The sequence below is a fragment of the Actinoplanes sp. NPDC089786 genome (assembly GCF_040684855.1).
Taxonomy (GTDB): Bacteria; Actinomycetota; Actinomycetes; order Mycobacteriales; family Micromonosporaceae; genus Actinoplanes.
In genome coordinates this window covers 112,205-127,972 of sequence record NZ_JBFBGU010000004.1, presented here as the reverse complement: position 1 = coordinate 127,972, position 15,768 = coordinate 112,205, and the positions used below count along the sequence as shown (strand labels likewise).

General features: G+C 73.5%; 13 protein-coding genes. 8 read left to right on the top strand and 5 right to left on the bottom strand.

Annotation, left to right across the window (positions count from 1 at the left end; translation table 11 throughout):
- The first annotated feature begins 21 nt into the window (after window positions 1–21).
- The 3 genes from AB0O15_RS17000 (at window position 22) to AB0O15_RS16990 (ending at window position 3,241) form a co-directional block, all read left to right on the top strand.
- Window positions 22–1,443 (top strand): NAD-dependent succinate-semialdehyde dehydrogenase, encoded by a 1,422-nt coding sequence (locus AB0O15_RS17000; RefSeq protein WP_364319261.1) that lies wholly within the window; start codon window positions 22–24, stop codon window positions 1,441–1,443.
- Window positions 1,444–1,470: 27 nt separating this feature from the next.
- The gene (locus AB0O15_RS16995; RefSeq protein ID WP_364319259.1) at window positions 1,471–2,244 is read left to right on the top strand and encodes a glycerophosphodiester phosphodiesterase family protein; all 774 of its coding nucleotides are present in this window, start codon (window positions 1,471–1,473) and stop codon (window positions 2,242–2,244) included.
- Window positions 2,245–2,407: 163 nt separating this feature from the next.
- Window positions 2,408–3,241, top strand: a complete 834-nt coding sequence (locus tag AB0O15_RS16990; protein ID WP_364319257.1) for an alpha/beta fold hydrolase — start codon at window positions 2,408–2,410, stop codon at window positions 3,239–3,241.
- A 129-nt stretch (window positions 3,242–3,370) separates the two neighbouring features.
- On the opposite strand, the gene AB0O15_RS16985 is transcribed toward AB0O15_RS16990, so the two are convergent.
- Window positions 3,371–4,861 carry a hypothetical protein gene (locus AB0O15_RS16985; RefSeq protein ID WP_364319255.1) on the bottom strand — a complete coding sequence of 497 codons (1,491 nt, stop codon included), beginning with the start codon at window positions 4,859–4,861 and terminating at the stop codon, window positions 3,371–3,373.
- Between the two features lie 203 nt (window positions 4,862–5,064).
- Here AB0O15_RS16985 and AB0O15_RS16980 point away from each other — a divergent pair, with 203 nt between their 5' ends.
- Window positions 5,065–5,919, top strand: a complete 855-nt coding sequence (locus AB0O15_RS16980; protein WP_364319253.1) for an EamA family transporter — start codon at window positions 5,065–5,067, stop codon at window positions 5,917–5,919.
- Here AB0O15_RS16980 and AB0O15_RS16975 read toward each other — a convergent pair.
- From AB0O15_RS16975 to AB0O15_RS16965, 3 genes are all read right to left on the bottom strand, one after another.
- Window positions 5,905–7,530 carry a hypothetical protein gene (locus AB0O15_RS16975; RefSeq protein WP_364319248.1) on the bottom strand — a complete coding sequence of 542 codons (1,626 nt, stop codon included), beginning with the start codon at window positions 7,528–7,530 and terminating at the stop codon, window positions 5,905–5,907. The genes AB0O15_RS16980 and AB0O15_RS16975 overlap by 15 nt on opposite strands.
- Window positions 7,531–7,592: 62 nt before the next feature.
- Entirely contained in the window at window positions 7,593–8,564 is a 972-nt protein-coding gene (locus AB0O15_RS16970; protein WP_364319246.1) for an alpha/beta fold hydrolase, read from the bottom strand.
- 276 nt (window positions 8,565–8,840) lie between these two features.
- Complete coding sequence (locus AB0O15_RS16965; protein WP_364319244.1) at window positions 8,841–11,024, bottom strand: tetratricopeptide repeat protein; 2,184 nt, start codon at window positions 11,022–11,024, stop codon at window positions 8,841–8,843.
- A gap of 155 nt (window positions 11,025–11,179) precedes the next feature.
- Between AB0O15_RS16965 and AB0O15_RS16960 the strand changes: the two genes are divergently transcribed.
- From AB0O15_RS16960 to AB0O15_RS16945, 4 genes are all read left to right on the top strand, one after another.
- Window positions 11,180–11,554, top strand: coding sequence for a hypothetical protein (locus AB0O15_RS16960; protein ID WP_364319242.1), 375 nt, complete (start codon window positions 11,180–11,182; stop codon window positions 11,552–11,554).
- A 147-nt stretch (window positions 11,555–11,701) separates the two neighbouring features.
- Window positions 11,702–12,712 carry an efflux RND transporter periplasmic adaptor subunit gene (locus AB0O15_RS16955; protein WP_364319240.1) on the top strand — a complete coding sequence of 337 codons (1,011 nt, stop codon included), beginning with the start codon at window positions 11,702–11,704 and terminating at the stop codon, window positions 12,710–12,712.
- The gene (locus AB0O15_RS16950; RefSeq protein ID WP_364319238.1) at window positions 12,709–13,398 is read left to right on the top strand and encodes an ABC transporter ATP-binding protein; all 690 of its coding nucleotides are present in this window, start codon (window positions 12,709–12,711) and stop codon (window positions 13,396–13,398) included. Before AB0O15_RS16955 ends, AB0O15_RS16950 begins: the two co-directional genes overlap by 4 nt.
- On the top strand, window positions 13,395–14,660 hold the full coding sequence (locus AB0O15_RS16945) for an ABC transporter permease (RefSeq protein WP_364319236.1): 1,266 nt from the start codon (window positions 13,395–13,397) through the stop codon (window positions 14,658–14,660). The genes AB0O15_RS16950 and AB0O15_RS16945 overlap by 4 nt, the downstream gene beginning before the upstream one ends.
- A 13-nt stretch (window positions 14,661–14,673) precedes the next feature.
- On the opposite strand, the gene AB0O15_RS16940 is transcribed toward AB0O15_RS16945, so the two are convergent.
- Window positions 14,674–15,687, bottom strand: a complete 1,014-nt coding sequence (locus AB0O15_RS16940) for a ricin-type beta-trefoil lectin domain protein (protein ID WP_364319234.1) — start codon at window positions 15,685–15,687, stop codon at window positions 14,674–14,676.
- Between the last annotated feature and the right edge of the window lie 81 nt (window positions 15,688–15,768).

Genomic DNA, 15,768 nt, shown 5'->3' with positions numbered 1-15,768 from the left:
CCGTACTAGGGGGTATTGCTCGTGGAAACTGATCTTTTCATCGGCGGCAAGTGGGTGTCCTCGTCCGAGCGCTTCGACGTCCAGGACCCCGCCACCGGTGACGTCATCGCCTCCGTGGCCGACGGCACCGTCTCGGACGCCGCGGCCGCGGTCGACGCCGCCGCGGCCGCGCTGCCCGGCTGGTCGGCGACCGCGCCGCGGCAGCGTTCCGAGATCCTCCGGAGCGCGTTCGAGCTGATGACCTCGCGCGCCGACGAGCTGGCCAAGCTGGTCAGCCTGGAGAACGGCAAGGCGCTGGTCGACGCCAAGGGCGAGGTGACGTACGCGGCCGAGTTCTTCCGCTGGTACGCCGAGGAGGCCGTCCGGGCCGAGGGCCAGGTCGCCACCGCGCCGTCCGGCGCCAACCGCATCCTGGTCGTCCAGCAGCCGGTCGGCGTGTGCGTGCTCGTGACGCCGTGGAACTTCCCGGCCGCGATGGCCACCCGCAAGATCGGCCCGGCGCTGGCCGCCGGCTGCACGGTCATCCTCAAGCCGGCCAGCGACACCCCGCTGACCGCGCTGGCCATGGCCGCCATCCTGGCCGAGGCCGGGGTGCCCGAGGGCGTGGTCAACGTGCTGCCGTCGCGGAGCTCGGGCAAGGTGGTGTCGGCCATGCTCAAGGACCCTCGGGTACGCAAGGTGTCGTTCACCGGCAGCACCGAGGTCGGGCGCATCCTGCTCGCCCAGGCCGCCGAGAACGTGGTCAACACGTCGATGGAGCTCGGCGGCAACGCGCCGTTCGTGGTCTTCGCCGACGCCGACCTGTCGGCCGCCCTGGACGGCGCGATGATCGCCAAGATGCGCAACGGTGGTGAGGCGTGCACGGCGGCTAACCGCTTCTACGTCGAGGCGTCGATCGCCGATGACTTCGCTTCCGGCCTCGCGTCGCGCATGCGGGCGCTGCGCGTCGGGCCCGGGACCGATCCCGCCACGCAGGTGGGCCCGCTGGTCAACGAGGACACCGTCGACAAGGTCGACAAACTGGTCTCGTCGGCCCTGGAGGCGGGCGCCACCGCCGTCACCGGTGGGTCGCGGCCCGAGGGGCCCGGGTTCTACTACCCGCCGACCGTGCTGACCGGGGTGGCGCCGGATGCTCCGATCCTGCGCGAGGAGATCTTCGGCCCGGTCGCGCCGATCGTCACCTTCGAGACCGAGGAGGAGGCCGTCCGGCTGGCCAACGACACCGAGTTCGGCCTGGTGGCGTACGTCTACACCGGCGACCTGTCCCGCGGCCTGCGGGTCAGCGAGGCCATCGAGGCCGGCATGGTCGGCCTCAACCGTGGCCTGGTCAGCGACCCCGCGGCGCCGTTCGGCGGCGTGAAGCAGAGCGGCATCGGCCGCGAGGGCGGCCACGAGGGCATGCTCGACTACCTGGAGTCCAAGTACATCGCCGTCAGCTGGTGAGCCCGCCCGCTCTGCCAGACTGATCTCGTGAGCGCATATCTGGACGCCCCCACCCCCTTGGCGTTCGCCCACCGGGGTGGGGCGGCGGCCGGCGACGAGAACACGGCGGAGGCCTTCGCCCGCGCGGTCGGCCTGGGCTACCGCTTCGTGGAGACCGACGTCCACGCCACCGCCGATGGCGTTCCGGTGGTCTTCCACGACGCCACCCTCGCCCGGCTGACCGGTTCGCCCGGCGCGGTGTCGTCAATGACCTGGGCCGACCTGTCCCAGCTCCGGGTCGGCGGCGCCAGCGCCGTGCCCCGCCTCGACGACATCCTGGGCGCCTGGCCCGAGGTCCGCTTCAACGTCGACCTCAAGGCCGCCGACGTGGTGGCGCCGGCGGTCGAGGTGATCAAGAAGTGCAACGCCTCGGCCCGGGTCCTGCTGGCCTCGTTCAGCGACGCCCGCCTGGCCACGGCCCGAGCCCTGGCCGGCCCGTCGATCGCCACCTCGATGGGCCAGCGCGCGGTGACCCGCCTGCGCCTCGCGTCCCTGTCCCGCTTCCGCAAATCATCCCGCCCCCGAGGCTGGACCGACGCGGTCGTGGCCGCCCAGGTCCCGGTGCGTTCCGGCCCCGTCCGGGTCGTCGACACGGTCTTCCTTTCGTACGCTCACCAGCTGGGCCTCCAGGTCCACGTCTGGACCATCGACGACCCGGCCGAGATCGACCGCCTCCTCGACCTGGGCGTCGACGGCATCATGACCGACGACCTGACGGCATTGAAGACGGTCTACGAAAGCCGCAACCTCTGGCCCGCCTGAGCTCGACCGGCGCGTGGATGGTGGGGAACCGCCTGGTGAATGGCCGCCACGTTCGTCAATCCACGGTGTGATCGGCGTGGTCGCGGTCGGTGCTGGTGGTGACGCCTATGCTGACTCCTCGATGATGATCCGTCTCGCTGGGTCAGGGGCTGTGGGGGTAGGGATGAACGGACGGCGGGTGGTCGCCGGCCTGGCCGTGGCGGACTGGGGGCCGCCGTCGGGGTCGCCGATCGTGCTCGCGTTGCATGGGCTGACCAGCACGTCGGAGGTGTGGAGCGCGATGGCGGGGTCGCTTCCGCACATGCGGGTGGTCGCGCCCGATCTGCCGGGTCGCGGCGGGTCGACCGGGGTGCCGGAAGGGCCGGGGCTGGCCGCGCATGCTCAGGCGGTGCTGCGGATGGCCGACGCGCTGCAGCTCCATGATGTGATCGTGGTCGGACATTCGATGGGCGCGTTCCTGGCGCCGCTGGTGGCGGCCAAGCTCGGCAACCGGGCCCGGTGCGTGATCATGCTCGATGGCGGGGTGGCTCCGGAGCGTCGGTTCGCGCTGCGCCGGCCGATCGTCCGGCTGCTGTTCGGGTTCGTCGCCCGCCGGCTCGACCGCAACTGGCCCAGCGCCGAGAAGTACGCCGAGGTCGCCGAGGGCAAGGCCATCGCGAACCGGCCCGACCTGCGGCAGCCGATGCTGGAATGGGCCGAGTACATGCTGGCCGGGGGCCGGCGCCCGCGCCTCGAACGTGATCGCCTGATCGAGGACGCGGCCGACACGCTGTCGGGGCCGCCGACGCTGGGGGCGCTCTCCCGCACCGGTCAGCCCGCCCACCTCATCGCCGCCGCCCGGGGCGCCCACGACAACGCCGCCCCGTTCCTGACCGACGCCGCGCTGGAGGCCGGCCGCTCCCAGTTGCCGCGGCTGACCATCGAGCGGGCCGACGCCAACCATCTGACGCTGCTCTTCGACCCGAGCGTCCCCGCCGCGGTGGCCCGGGCCTCCTGAAACAGCCTGGGGCCGGAAAAGCCCGGGCCCGGCCTTCCTGAAACCGCCCGGGGCCGGAAAGCCCAGGCCGGGGCTTCCTGAAACAGGCCGAGCCCGGGCGACAGCCCGGGCTCGGCGAAAACGGCGGAATCAGGCGACGAAGCGCGCCCGGCGCCGGCGGGCGATCGTGAACGCGACCGCGCCCCCGATCAGCAGCACGGCCCCACCGACGGCCAGCAGCGCCGCGGGCGCACCGGTGATCGGCAGCGCGCCACCGCCGGCCCCGCCGGAGCCGCCGGCCGCGTCGGCCGGAACGCCACCGGGCGGGTTGATCAGCAGCTGAGCGGTGTTGTTGCCCTGGTTGGCGTCGGCCGTGACCGAGGTCGACGACACGGTCCCGGTCAGCGGCCCGCCCTGGTCGATCCGCAGCCCGAACGTCCACAGCACCGACGTGCCGGGGTCGATCGTCAGCACGTCGGTGGTGCAGACGTAGGTCGCGCCCTTGGCCGCGCAGCCGGCCGGCACGTCGACGACCGTGACACCCCGGGGCGGCTTCACCGTGGCCACCGCGGCGGCCTCGGGGAAGCCCTTGGCGAACGCCGGGCCGTTGTTCTTCACGCCGACCGCGGCCTTCACGGTCGCGCCCGTCGCCCCGCGCACGGAAGCGCCGGCCGCCGCAACGTCGGCGGTCTGGATGCCGGTGACCTCGGTGATCGAGTACTGCGTGTCGTACGGGCTGCTGTCGGTCTGCGGGTGGGCGGCCTTGCGGGCCGCGGCCTGCTTGGTGAGGCGCAGCGCGCCGGCCGTACCCTTCGTGGCCTTACGGGCCTTGACCAGCGCGACGTTCTTGCGGTTGTCGGCCACGGTGTGCCAGGTGTACGACGGCGAGACGATGCCGGGCGCCGGGTAGTCCGGCCGCACCCGCGCCGGGGCGGCCTCGCTGGCCGCGTAGGTCGCGCCCGCGTCCAGCACGGTGTCGAAGTGGCAGTAGCCGGCGCTGACCGCGTACCAGCAGTTGCTGAACTTCTTGGCCGGCGTGTACCACGGGTCGATGTAGAAGAAGAGCTCGACGCCGTTCACCGCCGTCTCGCTCGCGTTCTTGACGCTGAGCGGCGTCCGGATGATGTCGCCCGGCTTCGCCCGGCCCCCGGTCGACGGGCCGGCCTCGAGCGCCACCGCCTCGCCGATCTCGATCGCCGACGTGCGGCCGGCCGCGCCCTCGCGGCTGGTCAGCTTGATGGTGACCGAACCCGCGGCGCCGAGCTTCGCGCCCTCCACCGGCCGGATCCACAGGTCCTCGGCCAGCCAGCCGCTCCCCGCGCGCGCCAGCGACTCGTACGTGCAGGTCAGCAGCGTCTTGCTGGTGGCCTTGCAGGGCGTGTTCCAGTCGAAGAGCGGCCGGATCACGGCGACGCCGGCCGCCTCGGACGAGTCCACCGTGATGGTCACGTCGTGCAGGGCGCCCGGCTGGTCGCCGGACACCCCGATCCACCGTGTCTGGCTGGTCGGCGCGACCAGGATGAGGTCGTCGAAGTCGATCTGGAGCCCGGACGCGGCCGGCGCGGCGGCGGGTGCCAGCGCCGCGGCCAGGAGCGCGCCCACGACACCGGCGGCGAGCCGGCGCAGGCGGGTGAATGCCACTGTAGAAATTCCTCCCCGTTGATCTTTCGAGCGGGGAGGTTACTGATCGGGTTGTTCTCCGTCGACCCGGTTACCCGGATCCGGTCGCTACCTATACCGAATCGTCACCGCCGGTGAGCTGGCGGTGAGCTGCGTAACCATCTGTTCCGCCGAGGGTGATCGCGGCCGTAGCGTGGGGCCACGTGAGATCACGGTCGGTAGGCGTGGGTCTGGTTCTGGCCAGCGGCCTGTCGGTCCACTCCGGCGCCGCGGTGGCGGCGACCCTTTTCCCGTACGCCGGCATCTGGTCGGTCGTGGCGATCCGCCTGACCGTCGGCGCGCTCCTGCTGCTCGCGGTCTGCCGCCCGGCCCTGCGGGGTCGCAGCCGCGCGGACTGGGCGGTGATCGGCGCGTTCGGTCTGGCCCTGACCGCGATGAACACGGTGTTCTACGAGGCGATCGAACGGATCCCGCTCGGGCCGGCGGTGACGATCGAGGTGCTCGGGCCGCTGACGTTGTCGGTGATCGCCGCGCGGCGCCGGTCGGCGTGGCTGTGGGCGGGGCTGGCGGTGGCGGGCGTGCTGCTGCTGGGCCGCGGTGGCTTCGACCGGCTGAACTGGCTGGGTGTGGTGCTGGCGCTGGCGGCGGGGGTGTGCTGGGCGTCGTACATCGTGCTCTCCTCGCGCGCCGGGGCCAGCTTCCCGAAGGCCGACGGTCTCGCGCTGGCGATGGGCGTCGCGGCGGTGCTGTCGCTGCCGCTGGGGATCGCCGGGGCCGGTCCGGGTCTGCTGGAGCCGCGGGTGCTCGTGCTGGGCTGCGCGGTGGCGGTGCTGTCGTCGGTGCTGCCGTACTCGCTGGAACTGATCGCCCTGCGCCGGCTGCCGACGGCGACCTTCGCGGTGCTGATGAGCCTGGGCCCGGCGATCGCGGCCGGCGCCGGCTGGGCGATCCTGGACCAGGCGCTGAACGCGACCGAGCTGGCGGCGATCGTGCTGGTGGTGGCGGCCAGCATCGGCGCGGTCCAGACGGCCCCGGCCCCGAGGCCCGCGGCGAAGGAGCCCGTTCTAGTCGGCGAATAGGGCGACGGCCGCCGCGACCGCCACCGCCCAGGCCGCCACGAGCAGGAGCGGGCGGCGGGGGACCAGAGGTGGGGGAGGCGGCGGCCGGTCGTCGGTGGCGAAGGCCTGCCAGCGGGCGTCGCGCAGGGCGGCCACGAGCTGGTCGCGGGTGCGCTGCGATGAGGTACGCGGCCACGGCGGCGGCACCGGCACGGTGAGCACCGAGTCGCCGACCGCGAGCGTGACCGCCCCTTCGTCGTCGTGCACCGCGGCCGTGTCGACCGTCCACGGCTCGGAGACGGTGCCCCGGAAGCCGACCGCCGTGACGCCGCCGACGTTCCAGTAGAGCCGCTCCCGGATCTGCCACCGCCACCCGAACTCGACCGCCGCCAGCGAGGCGAGCGCGACCACCGCGACCGACGGCCAGTCACCGCCGTACCCGGCGACGTGCATGCCTTCGGCCGCCGCGCACGCCGTGCCCAGCCCGATCGCGGCGACCGTGCACCAGGCGCGGGCCGGCGAGACGCGGTGCTCGCGGATCACCCCGGGCGGCAGCAGGTGGTCGTCGGCGCGGAGCGCGTCCGGGTCGACGAGCTGCTCCTCGTCGTCGGAGATCTCGCGCGGCAGGCCGTGGTCGGCGTCGTACGGGACGACCGTCACCGCCCCGACCGGCTCCACCGGCACGTGCAGCCGCCCGTCGACCACCACCGCGCACCATTCGCCCGGCGCCGGGTCACCGTAGAGCAGCGCCGGCCGGGTCTGCGGGTCGCCCGCCTCGTCGTCGGTGGACCAGTCGTCGGCGGTGTCGATCCCGAACTCCACCGCAGTACGCCCGTCCGCGGCCGGCACCAGCACGTGCACGTAGCCGAGCTGGTCGACGACGCGGGCGCGGCGGACCGGCTGCACCGTGCCGAACAACCGCCGCACCGCCCGGCGGCGTTCCCGGGCCCGGGCCACCAGCGCCGCGCCGACGCCGGCCGCGAGCAGCCACGCCCCGCTACCGACTGGTTGGTCGGAAACCTGCCACCAGGCGAACAGGCCGCCCGCGACCGCCAGCGCCACGCCACCCGAGACCCCGGCCACCCGCGCCACGACCGGCCAGTCCCGGGGCCAGGGCGGCTGCTCGAAGTGCCCCGCCGGCGGCCGGTGCCCCGCCGACTCCTCGACCTCCACCGGTTCCGGAACCGGCTCGTCAACCAGATGCGGGGCGGCGAACGTCGTTCCCGGCAGGTGCACGTCGACCAGCACCTCGTGCGGCGCGTCGGCGAACAGCCGTTCCTCCTCGTGGACGGGCACCATCAGCGGCGGCAGCGCCACCGGCACCACGACGGCCGCGGCGCGCCGCGCGACAATGATCGTGACCAGGGCGTACGCGAAGGGCAGGAAGTCCCGCCAGCCGTATCCCGGCCCGAACAGCGCCCACCCGAACGCGCATACCACGGAGGCCAGGGCGGCCGCCGGCCGATGGATGTAGATCATCACCGCGGGCGCGGCCAGCAACGCGAGGGCGGCCCAGCGGGCGCCGGTCCCCGCCCCCGGCGAGCCGGGTCCGGTCACCACCACGAGCACGACGGCCACGGCGCACGCGGGCACCAGGTGTTCGAGCCGGAGGGGCGGGAGGAACCGGGTCATACCGCCGATTGTCCCGGCCGGGCCGCCCGCCCACGGCGTTTTCGAGGGTTAGGGCAGGCCGGTCAGAGGGCGGCGGCGCGAAGCCAGGTCGCGATCGCGTGGTTGACCTCGTCCGGCTTCTCCAGCATCACCATGTGGCCGGCGTTGATCGTGTCCTCGGTCAGCGACGTACAGGCCGCGCGCATCGGATCGGCCAGCGCCGAATGCACGGTGTCGCAGACCGCGTCGTAGGTGGCGTGGATGAACAGCACCGGCATCGCCAGGTGGCCGCCGCGCGGCGCGGACGACGCGTACGCCATGTTGGCCTCGTCGTTGACGTACCACGCGCAGGGTCCGCGGAAGCCGGTGCGGGTAAGCCCGGCGACCGTCGCCGTGAACTCCTCCGGCGACAGCAGCAGCTGGTCGTCGCCCAGGTCGGGGGCCTGCCGCGCCGGGCCGAACCAGCCGTCGTTCGGCACCACGTCGGCCGATCGGGACGGCCGGCCGACCGTGCCGGGGTGGCCGGGCCGGAACATCAGCTTCACCAGGTTCGGCACCGACGCCTCGAAGTCGGACACGGCCCGGTCGAAGTCGGCCGTGTACCACCGGTAGTAGCCCCACTGCCCGTCCGGGAAGCGGGCCTCGGGGTACAGGTCGCGGTCGACCAGCGGCACCAGGTTGGCCAGGGCGAAACCTTGGGGAAGGTACGGCACACAGAGGCTCACCACCGCCCGGCACCGCGCGGCGTGGTGGGCGGCCAGCGAGAACACCACCGGGCTGCCCCAGTCGTGACCGACCCAGACGGCGGGCGGCCCGCCCAGCGCGTCGTGCAGCGCGACCATGTCGGCGACGATCTCCCGCTGCGCGTACGCGGAGGTGTCGGCCGGAACCACCGACGAGCCGTAACCGCGCATGTCCGGCGCGACGCACCGCCAGCCCCGCGCGGCGAAGTGGCTGAGCTGGGCCCGCCACATGAAGCCGCGCTCGGGCCAGCCGTGCAGGAAGATCATCAATGGCCCGTCGGCCGGGCCGTCCTCGATCCAGGAGGTGTCCACCACACGGAGGCTACCGCTGCGAATCGCCGGTCAATCGCCGGTCGGTCGCCTGTTGCCGGTGTCCCGGATGCACCAGAGTGGACACCACGCCGGGATGGAACCGCAAGCGACGCTCACGGGGGAGTCGCTCGGGGGTACGGGGAGTATCCGGGCGCGAGTGCGGCGGCCCTGCCCTCCAGGGCCGCCGCTCAGGTTCTCGCCGGCGGTGGACGGGCGGCCGGGTGGTGGGCTCCTTGGGCCCGCTCCGGCTCCACCGCCGGCGATATACAGCTCGGGTCAGGACCGTGCGACCGGCTTGTCGACGCCGGCCAGGATCGAATCCGACCGCTGCCAGGCGTTCTGCGCGGCCACCGGGTCGCCGGCCGCCTCATGCGCCTCGGCCAGGTGCCGGGACGCCTCGGCCTCGGAATACCGGTCGCCGAGCTCATGGAAAACCTGCCGGGCCTGCTGGTGGTGGGTGACCGCGCGCCGAGGGTCGCCCAGTCCGGCGTACGCGCGACCGAGCGTGTCGAGCGCGACCGCCTGCCCGTGCCGGTTGCGGACCGTGATGAACAGCTCGACCGCCTTCTGCGCGTTGTCCCGGGCCTCGGCCGATTGCCCGAGCAGCGTGTGACACCAGGCGATGCTGGTCATCGCGTCCGCGACGCCCTCGACGTTCTGGGCGCCCTCGAACAGCCGCCGCGCCTCGGACAGGTGCTCGAACGCCTCGTCCTGCCGGCCCTGCTGCTGGGCGGTGTACCCGAGGCCGTGCCGGGCCCGGGCCATCCCGAGCACGTCGTCGAGGCTGGTGGCCTGGGCCAGCGCGAGATCGAGGTGGACGCGCGCCTCGTCGAAGCGCTCCAGCCGGAACAGCGCCCGGGCCAGCCCGCGGTGGGCGTGGATCTCGCCCCGGATGTCGCCGGCCCGGCGCGCGGCCTCCAGGGCGATCTGGTGCGCGCGGATCAGGTCGTACCAGTGGCCGCGGCGCTGCATGAAGGTGGTCAGCGCCCAGGCCAGCCGCCAGGTCCGGCCGGGGAAACCCTGATCGGCCGCCATGGTGACGAGCGCGAGCAGGTTGGCGCGCTCGGCGGCCAGCCACGTCATCGCGGTGTCGTCGTCGGCGAACAGGTCGGGCGCCCGTTCGTCGACCGGCTCCCGGAACGGCTCCAGGGTCTGCGCGGCCGCCGACGACCAGAGCAGGTGGGCGTCGAGCAGCCGGGCCCGGCCGGCGCGGATCTCCGCCGGGTCGTCGGTGCGCAGGCATTGTTCGCTCGCGTACGACCGCAGCAGGTCGTGCATCGTGTACCGCCCCGGCGCCCGCTCGGTGAGCAGCTGGGTCCGGATCAGCTCGGCCACCAGTTCGGTCGCGGGCCCGCCGGCCAGCGCCTCGGCCGCCATCTCGGACACGTCCGGACCGGGGTTGAGACTGAGCAGCCGGAACAGCCGCGCCGCCCAGGGCGAGAGGATCCGGTACGACCAGGAGAACACGCTGCGCAGGTCGGTGTGCTCGTCGTCGCTGGCGAACGCCGGCATCCCGGCGGCCAGATCGCCGGCCACCCGGGTCGCGGTCAGCATCGGCTCGGAGACCAGGCGCCCGGCCACCACGGCGAGCGCGAGCGGCAGCCGCTGGCAGCGGTCGATGATGGCCCGGACCGCGTCGGTGTCGCCGTCCAGCCGGGCCGCACCGACCCGCCGGGTGAGCAGGCCGGCCGCGTCGGCCGTGCTGAGCATCTCGAGCCGGATCGGCCGGGCGCCGGCGGTGGCGACCAGCCCGTGCAGCGGGTTGCGGCTGGTCACCACGACCACGCAGCCGGCCGTGCCGGGCAGCAGCGGCCGCACCTGGGCGGCGTCGCGGGCGTTGTCCAGCACGATCAGGATGTGCTTGCCGGCCAGCACGCTGCGGAAGAGGCTGAGCTGCGCGGCCGGGTCGTCGGGCACGGCGTGCGGCGGCACGCCGAGCGCGTCCAGGAAGCCGCGGACCGCCTCGGTCGGCGGCACCTGCTCGCCCGGCCCGTACCCGCGCAGGTTGACGTAGAGCTGACCGTCCGGGAACCGGTCGACCGCGCTGTGCGCCCAGTGCACCGCGAAGCAGGTCTTGCCGACTCCGGCCGGGCCGGTGACGGTCCACACCACCGGCAGCTTTCCGGCGTCGTCGGAGATGTCCAGCTCGGTCAGCTCGGCCGTGCGCCCGACGAAGACGGCCGTGTCGGCGGGCATCTGGGCCGGCCGGGGCCGGTGCCGGCTGGGCGCGACGGCCGGCGGTTCGGCCGGGGACGCGGCCGCGGTCAGGAAGGACGTCCGGTCGTCGTTGCTCAGGCCGAGCGCCTCGGCGAGCCGCCGGACGGTGGCGGGGCGCGGCCGTGCGATGCGTCCGGTCTCCAGGTCGCGAATGTTGCGCACGCTGACGCCGCTGTCCGCGGCGAGCTCTTCCTGGGTCAGTCCGCACCTGCGGCGGGCGGTCCGCAGTGCCTGGCCGAACAAGCCGCCTCCTTCCCCGAGCATCGACGACCGTCCCATCGTGCCGGTTCGGCGGTCCGGGAAGAAGGCCGGGGCCGGAAAACCCGGGAAACCATGTCGAGTACGCCGTTCCGGCTCCGACCCACGGGCACAGGCCACACCAACGTCAGGGAGCCGAGATGCCGAAGTACCTGTTGATCCAGAACTACGAGGGCGGCCGGGGTTGCGACACGCCGATGGGCGAGTGGGACCCGGCCGACATCCGTGCCCACATCGACTTCCAGGTCGCGCTGGACGCCGAGCTGAACGCCTCGGGCGAGCTGATCGACTCGCAGGGCGTGGGCCAGGCGGTGACCGTGGTGGTCTCCGACGGCGCCGCGACCGAGGCGAGCCAGGCCCCGGTCGAGGGCCGGCTGGCCGGGTTCCGGCTGGTCGACGTGGCGACGCCGGACCGCGCGGTGGAGATCGCGGCCCGGTGCAGCGCCGCTCCGGCCCAGGGCGGCAAGCCGATCCAGCAGCCGGTCGAGGTGCGCGAGGTGATGACCGCTCCATAGGCAGCCCTTGATATTTGGGTCGGGGGTCGAACAATGTCTTCATCGCGTGGGAGACGCTCACCCACGCCAACAACCCGGCGTAACCGGGTCGATACACTTTGACCCCGTTCTGTACCCTCTGCGAGCCGAAGGTGAAGGAGGCTCGAATTGGGTACAGGACGGGCGGCTCGGGTGGCGATCGCCCTCACGGCTGTCGTGGGTCTCGCCGCGTGCACGGGGTCGGCCGAAGGCGTCGAGACGCCCGCGCTGGACGCCCCGGGCACGGTGCTCACCACGGTCAAGCCGGTGCGCCAGGACGTGGTCAACAAGATCAGCCTGACCGGCAAGGTCGCCATCGACCCGGTCTTCGGCATCGTCGCGCCGACCGCGGGCGAGGTGCGCTACCTCGACAAGGAGCCGACCCGGACGCCGGTCCGGAACGACACCTGGGTGGCGTCGGTCTGGTGGGACGGCGAGAAGACCGAGGTCGAGATCCCCAAGGGCTCGACCCTGGCCGGGCGCCTGATGCCGGACCGCTCCCAGGTCAGCGAGGGCATGCCGATCATCTCGGCCAAGCACGCCGGGTACGGCGTCGTGGCCGAGATCGACAGCGCCCAGGCCTACCGGCTCAACGGCTCGGCCCAGTCCGTGACCGGTCAGATCAAGAACGGACCCGGTCCCTTCGCCTGCAAGCCGCTCGGCACCGTGGCCGCCCTCCCCGAGGGCACCATCCCCGAGCCCGAGCCGACCACCCCGCCGACGCCCGGTCCCGGCGCCACCCAGCCCGCCCCGGATCCGAAGAACCCCGAGGAGCAGACACCGGCGGGCGGTTCCGAGTCGACCGGGCTGCGCCTGGTCTGCACCGCGCCGAAGAGCGTCAAGCTGATCAACGGGGCCGAGGTGACCCTCGAGGTGATCACCGGCAAGGCGGCCAAGGCGCTCGTGCTGCCGATCGAGGCCGTCGCGGGCAGCCAGGGCAAGGGCAAGGTCGACGTGGTCGCCGACGGCCGTACCCGGAAGACCGTCAACGTCACGCTGGGGCTGACCGACGGCCGGTTCATCGAGATCAAAACCGGTCTGAAGGGCGGAGAGACCATCGCCGTGCCCGGACCGGACCTGCCGGACGCGCCGCCGGCCGCCGGCGACCCGAACGCCAACCCCTCCGGGCCGAACGGATGACCGCGCTGATCGAGCTCGGCGGGATCCGCAAGACGCTCAAGGGCCAGAAGCAGCCCCGGGTCATCCTGGACGGCGTCGACCTGCGGGTGGACCCGGGCGAGAGCGTCGCGATCGTCGGCCGGTCCGGGTCCGGCAAGAGCACCCTGCTCAGCGTGCTGGGCCTGTTCGACCGGCCGGACGAGGGCAGCTACCTGCTGCACGGGCAGGAGATCAGCCGGTTGCCCGAGCGCAAGGCGGCCCGGCTCCGCAGCGCCGAGTTCGGCTTCGTGTTCCAGCGGTTCTTCCTGCTCAAGCACCTGACCGCGGCCCAGAACGTGGCCATGGCGCTGGTCAACGGCCAGGGCTGGCTGCCCCGGCGGGAGCGCAGGCGACGGGTACTGGCCGCGCTCGAACAGGTCGGCATCGTGCACCTGGCCAAGAACAAGCCGGCCAAGCTCTCCGGTGGCGAGCAGCAGCGGGTGGCGATCGCCCGGGCCCTGGTCCGTGACCCCAGGGTGCTGCTGGCCGACGAGCCGACCGGCGCCCTCGACCTGGAGACCGGCACGCTGGTGATCGACGCGCTGCACGCCGCCACCGAGCGTGGCTGTGGCCTGATCCTGGTCACCCACGACCGGGATCACGCGGCGCGGATGGGCCGTACCCTCGACCTCCAAAACGGGGTCCTGAACGAGCGGGTGCTCGCGTGAGGCGGCTCTCCGGCCGCGGCCGCTCCGCGCTCGTCATCGGGATCCAGGGCATCCGCGCCCGCAAGCTGCGCACGCTGCTCTCCATGGTCAGCCTGTTCCTCGGCGTGCTCGCGGTGGTCGTCGTGCAGGCCGGCGCCAGCATCGCCGAGAAGGCCATGTTCGCCGACATCGAGCTCCAGCAGGGCGTCGAGGGCAGCAAGACGATGTACCTGGGCGCCGAGCCGAAGACCACCAAGATCGTGCTGGACGTCACCAAGGGCCGGCACGACGTGATCGCCATGGTCGGCATGCAAGCGATCATCGGCGAGCCCGGGGTGCGGCCGGTCAACGAGGGTGGCTCGCCGATCGGCGAGAACTGGGGCGGCGGTCCCGGGCCGGAAGCGGGCGGTGCCCCCGCCGGCCAGGCGGTCGAGGTCCGGCTCAGCGCGCTGACCGGAGACGTACGCGTGTTCCGCCCGTACCGCCAGCGCGACGGCCAGTGGCTCGACTTCGCCACGGTGCCGTCGGTGGCGCCCCGGCTGGTCCTCAACGAGGCCGCGGCCAAGGCGTTCCAGCAATATCACGTGCCCGCCCAGATGCGGATGAACGGCCAGCAGCAGACGGTCACGCCCCGGTTCGTCGGCGTGGTCGACGACGCCAACCCCAGCCCGACCGCCTACGCGCGGCTGGACGAGGTGAACCGCTGGAACGCGGGGGAGCAGGCCGCGGCGCCGAACGGTGGCCCCTCCGGCGATCTCCAGGTGCTGCTGACCGCCTCGACCCCGGTCACCCAGGTCCTCCAGACCCGGCTCAAGGCGGTGGGCGCCGACGCGTACGTGGACACCGTCCAGTCCCGCGAGGAGATGGCCAAGGAACTCCGGCTGATCCGGCTGATCTTCCTGGCGATGGCCGGCCTGGTCCTGCTCATCGGCGTGGCCGGCATCCTCAACGTCGGCCTGGCCAGCGTCGGCGAGCGGGTCGAGGAGTTCGCGCTGCGCCGGGCGGTCGGCACGCCCCGGCTGCTGCTGGCCGGCATCGTGCTGACCGAGACGCTGCTGACCGGCATGTTCACCGCGGCTGCGGCGATCGGGGCCGGCGCCGGCGCCCTGCGCCTGGTCAGCATGTTCTTGGGCGACCGCGAGCCGTTCCTGGCCGACGTGGTCTTCCCGTGGGACGCGGGCGTGGCCGGCATCATCGCCGGCCTGATCGCGGGCATTCTCGGTGGCGCCGTCCCGGCGCTGCGGGCGGCGGGCATCCCGATCGCCACCGTGATGCGCGCCTAGGTCCGGGCCCGGATCAGGAGGGCAGCGCCCACTTCTGCGCGGCGCTGCCGGAGCAGCGGGTCATCGCGACCGACTCGCGGCCGGCCGCCGGGCGGGTCAGGCAGCGGCCGGACGACGCGCTGGTCAGCGTGCCGTTGCCGCCGACCCGCCAGTGGGTGACGTCGCGGTCGCCGCAGCCGGTGATCCGGACCATGGCCCAGCGGCTGACGTCGGCGCACATGTCGCGGACCCGCAGCGTGCCGTCGGTGGCCAGGGTGAAGGTCTGTGCGCTGGTCCCGTTGCAGGTGAAGAGCTGGATGCGGTTGCCGTCGGCCGGGTTGTTGGCGAAGAGGTCGAGGCAGCGGCCGTCGTCGGCGGTGATCCGGCCGGTCCGCGCGGCGGGCGCGAGCAGCAGCGGGTTCTTCGCGCCCTCGGTCGCGGGGGTGGTGGTGGCCGGCGTGCTGGGCGTGCGCGCGGGTTGCTCGGCCGGCTTCTCCCGCACGGTCTCGCCCTGAGGCGTTGCGGCGCGGGTCTGCTCCGGGGTGCCCTCGGTGTCCGAGCCGCCGCCGTTCTCGGTGTCCGAGCCGCCGCCGTTCTCGGTGTCCGAGCGGCCGCCGTTCTCGGTGGCCGGGTCGGCGGTGGGCGTCCCGTCCTCGAACGGCTTCTCCGGCGCGGCCACCGCGCCCTCGGACGGGGACGGCCGGGCCGGTGGCCGGGCGCCGGCGATCAGCGGCGCACGGCCGGTCGAGTCGTCGGGGGCGAACAGCGCGTAACCCGCGGTGGCAAGCCCGGCCGCGGCGACCGCACCGGCCGCGGCCAGCATCACCGCGCGCCGGCGTCGGGGCGGGGCGAGCGGCGTGCCGTAGAGGACCGGCTCGGCGGCCGGCAGGACGGCCGGAAGCTCCTCGGGCGACACCACCGTCGGGTGGTCGGTGCCCACGGGCCAGCGCACGTCGGTCTGCGTCGCGGCGCCGCCGCGCACAGGGGAATGCAGGTATCGGCGCACCAGCAGCGGTTCGCCGAGGTCGCCCTGCCCATGGTCACTCATCGCGGTCTTTCATAGCCGCCGCCCAACCTACCCATCGGGGCCCACTGGTGATCAACCGTCCGTTCGGTCGAGATCACCACC

Excerpts from the sequence above, each read along its gene's own strand:
- AB0O15_RS16990 (WP_364319257.1), top strand. The coding sequence starts at position 2,408 with ATGAACGGACGGCGGGTGGTCGCCGGCCTGGCCGTGGCGGACTGGGGG.
- AB0O15_RS16975 (WP_364319248.1), bottom strand. The coding sequence starts at position 7,530 with ATGACCCGGTTCCTCCCGCCCCTCCGGCTCGAACACCTGGTGCCCGCG.
- AB0O15_RS16960 (WP_364319242.1), top strand. The coding sequence starts at position 11,180 with ATGCCGAAGTACCTGTTGATCCAGAACTACGAGGGCGGCCGGGGTTGC.
- AB0O15_RS16950 (WP_364319238.1), top strand. The coding sequence starts at position 12,709 with ATGACCGCGCTGATCGAGCTCGGCGGGATCCGCAAGACGCTCAAGGGC.
- AB0O15_RS16940 (WP_364319234.1), bottom strand. The coding sequence starts at position 15,687 with ATGAGTGACCATGGGCAGGGCGACCTCGGCGAACCGCTGCTGGTGCGC.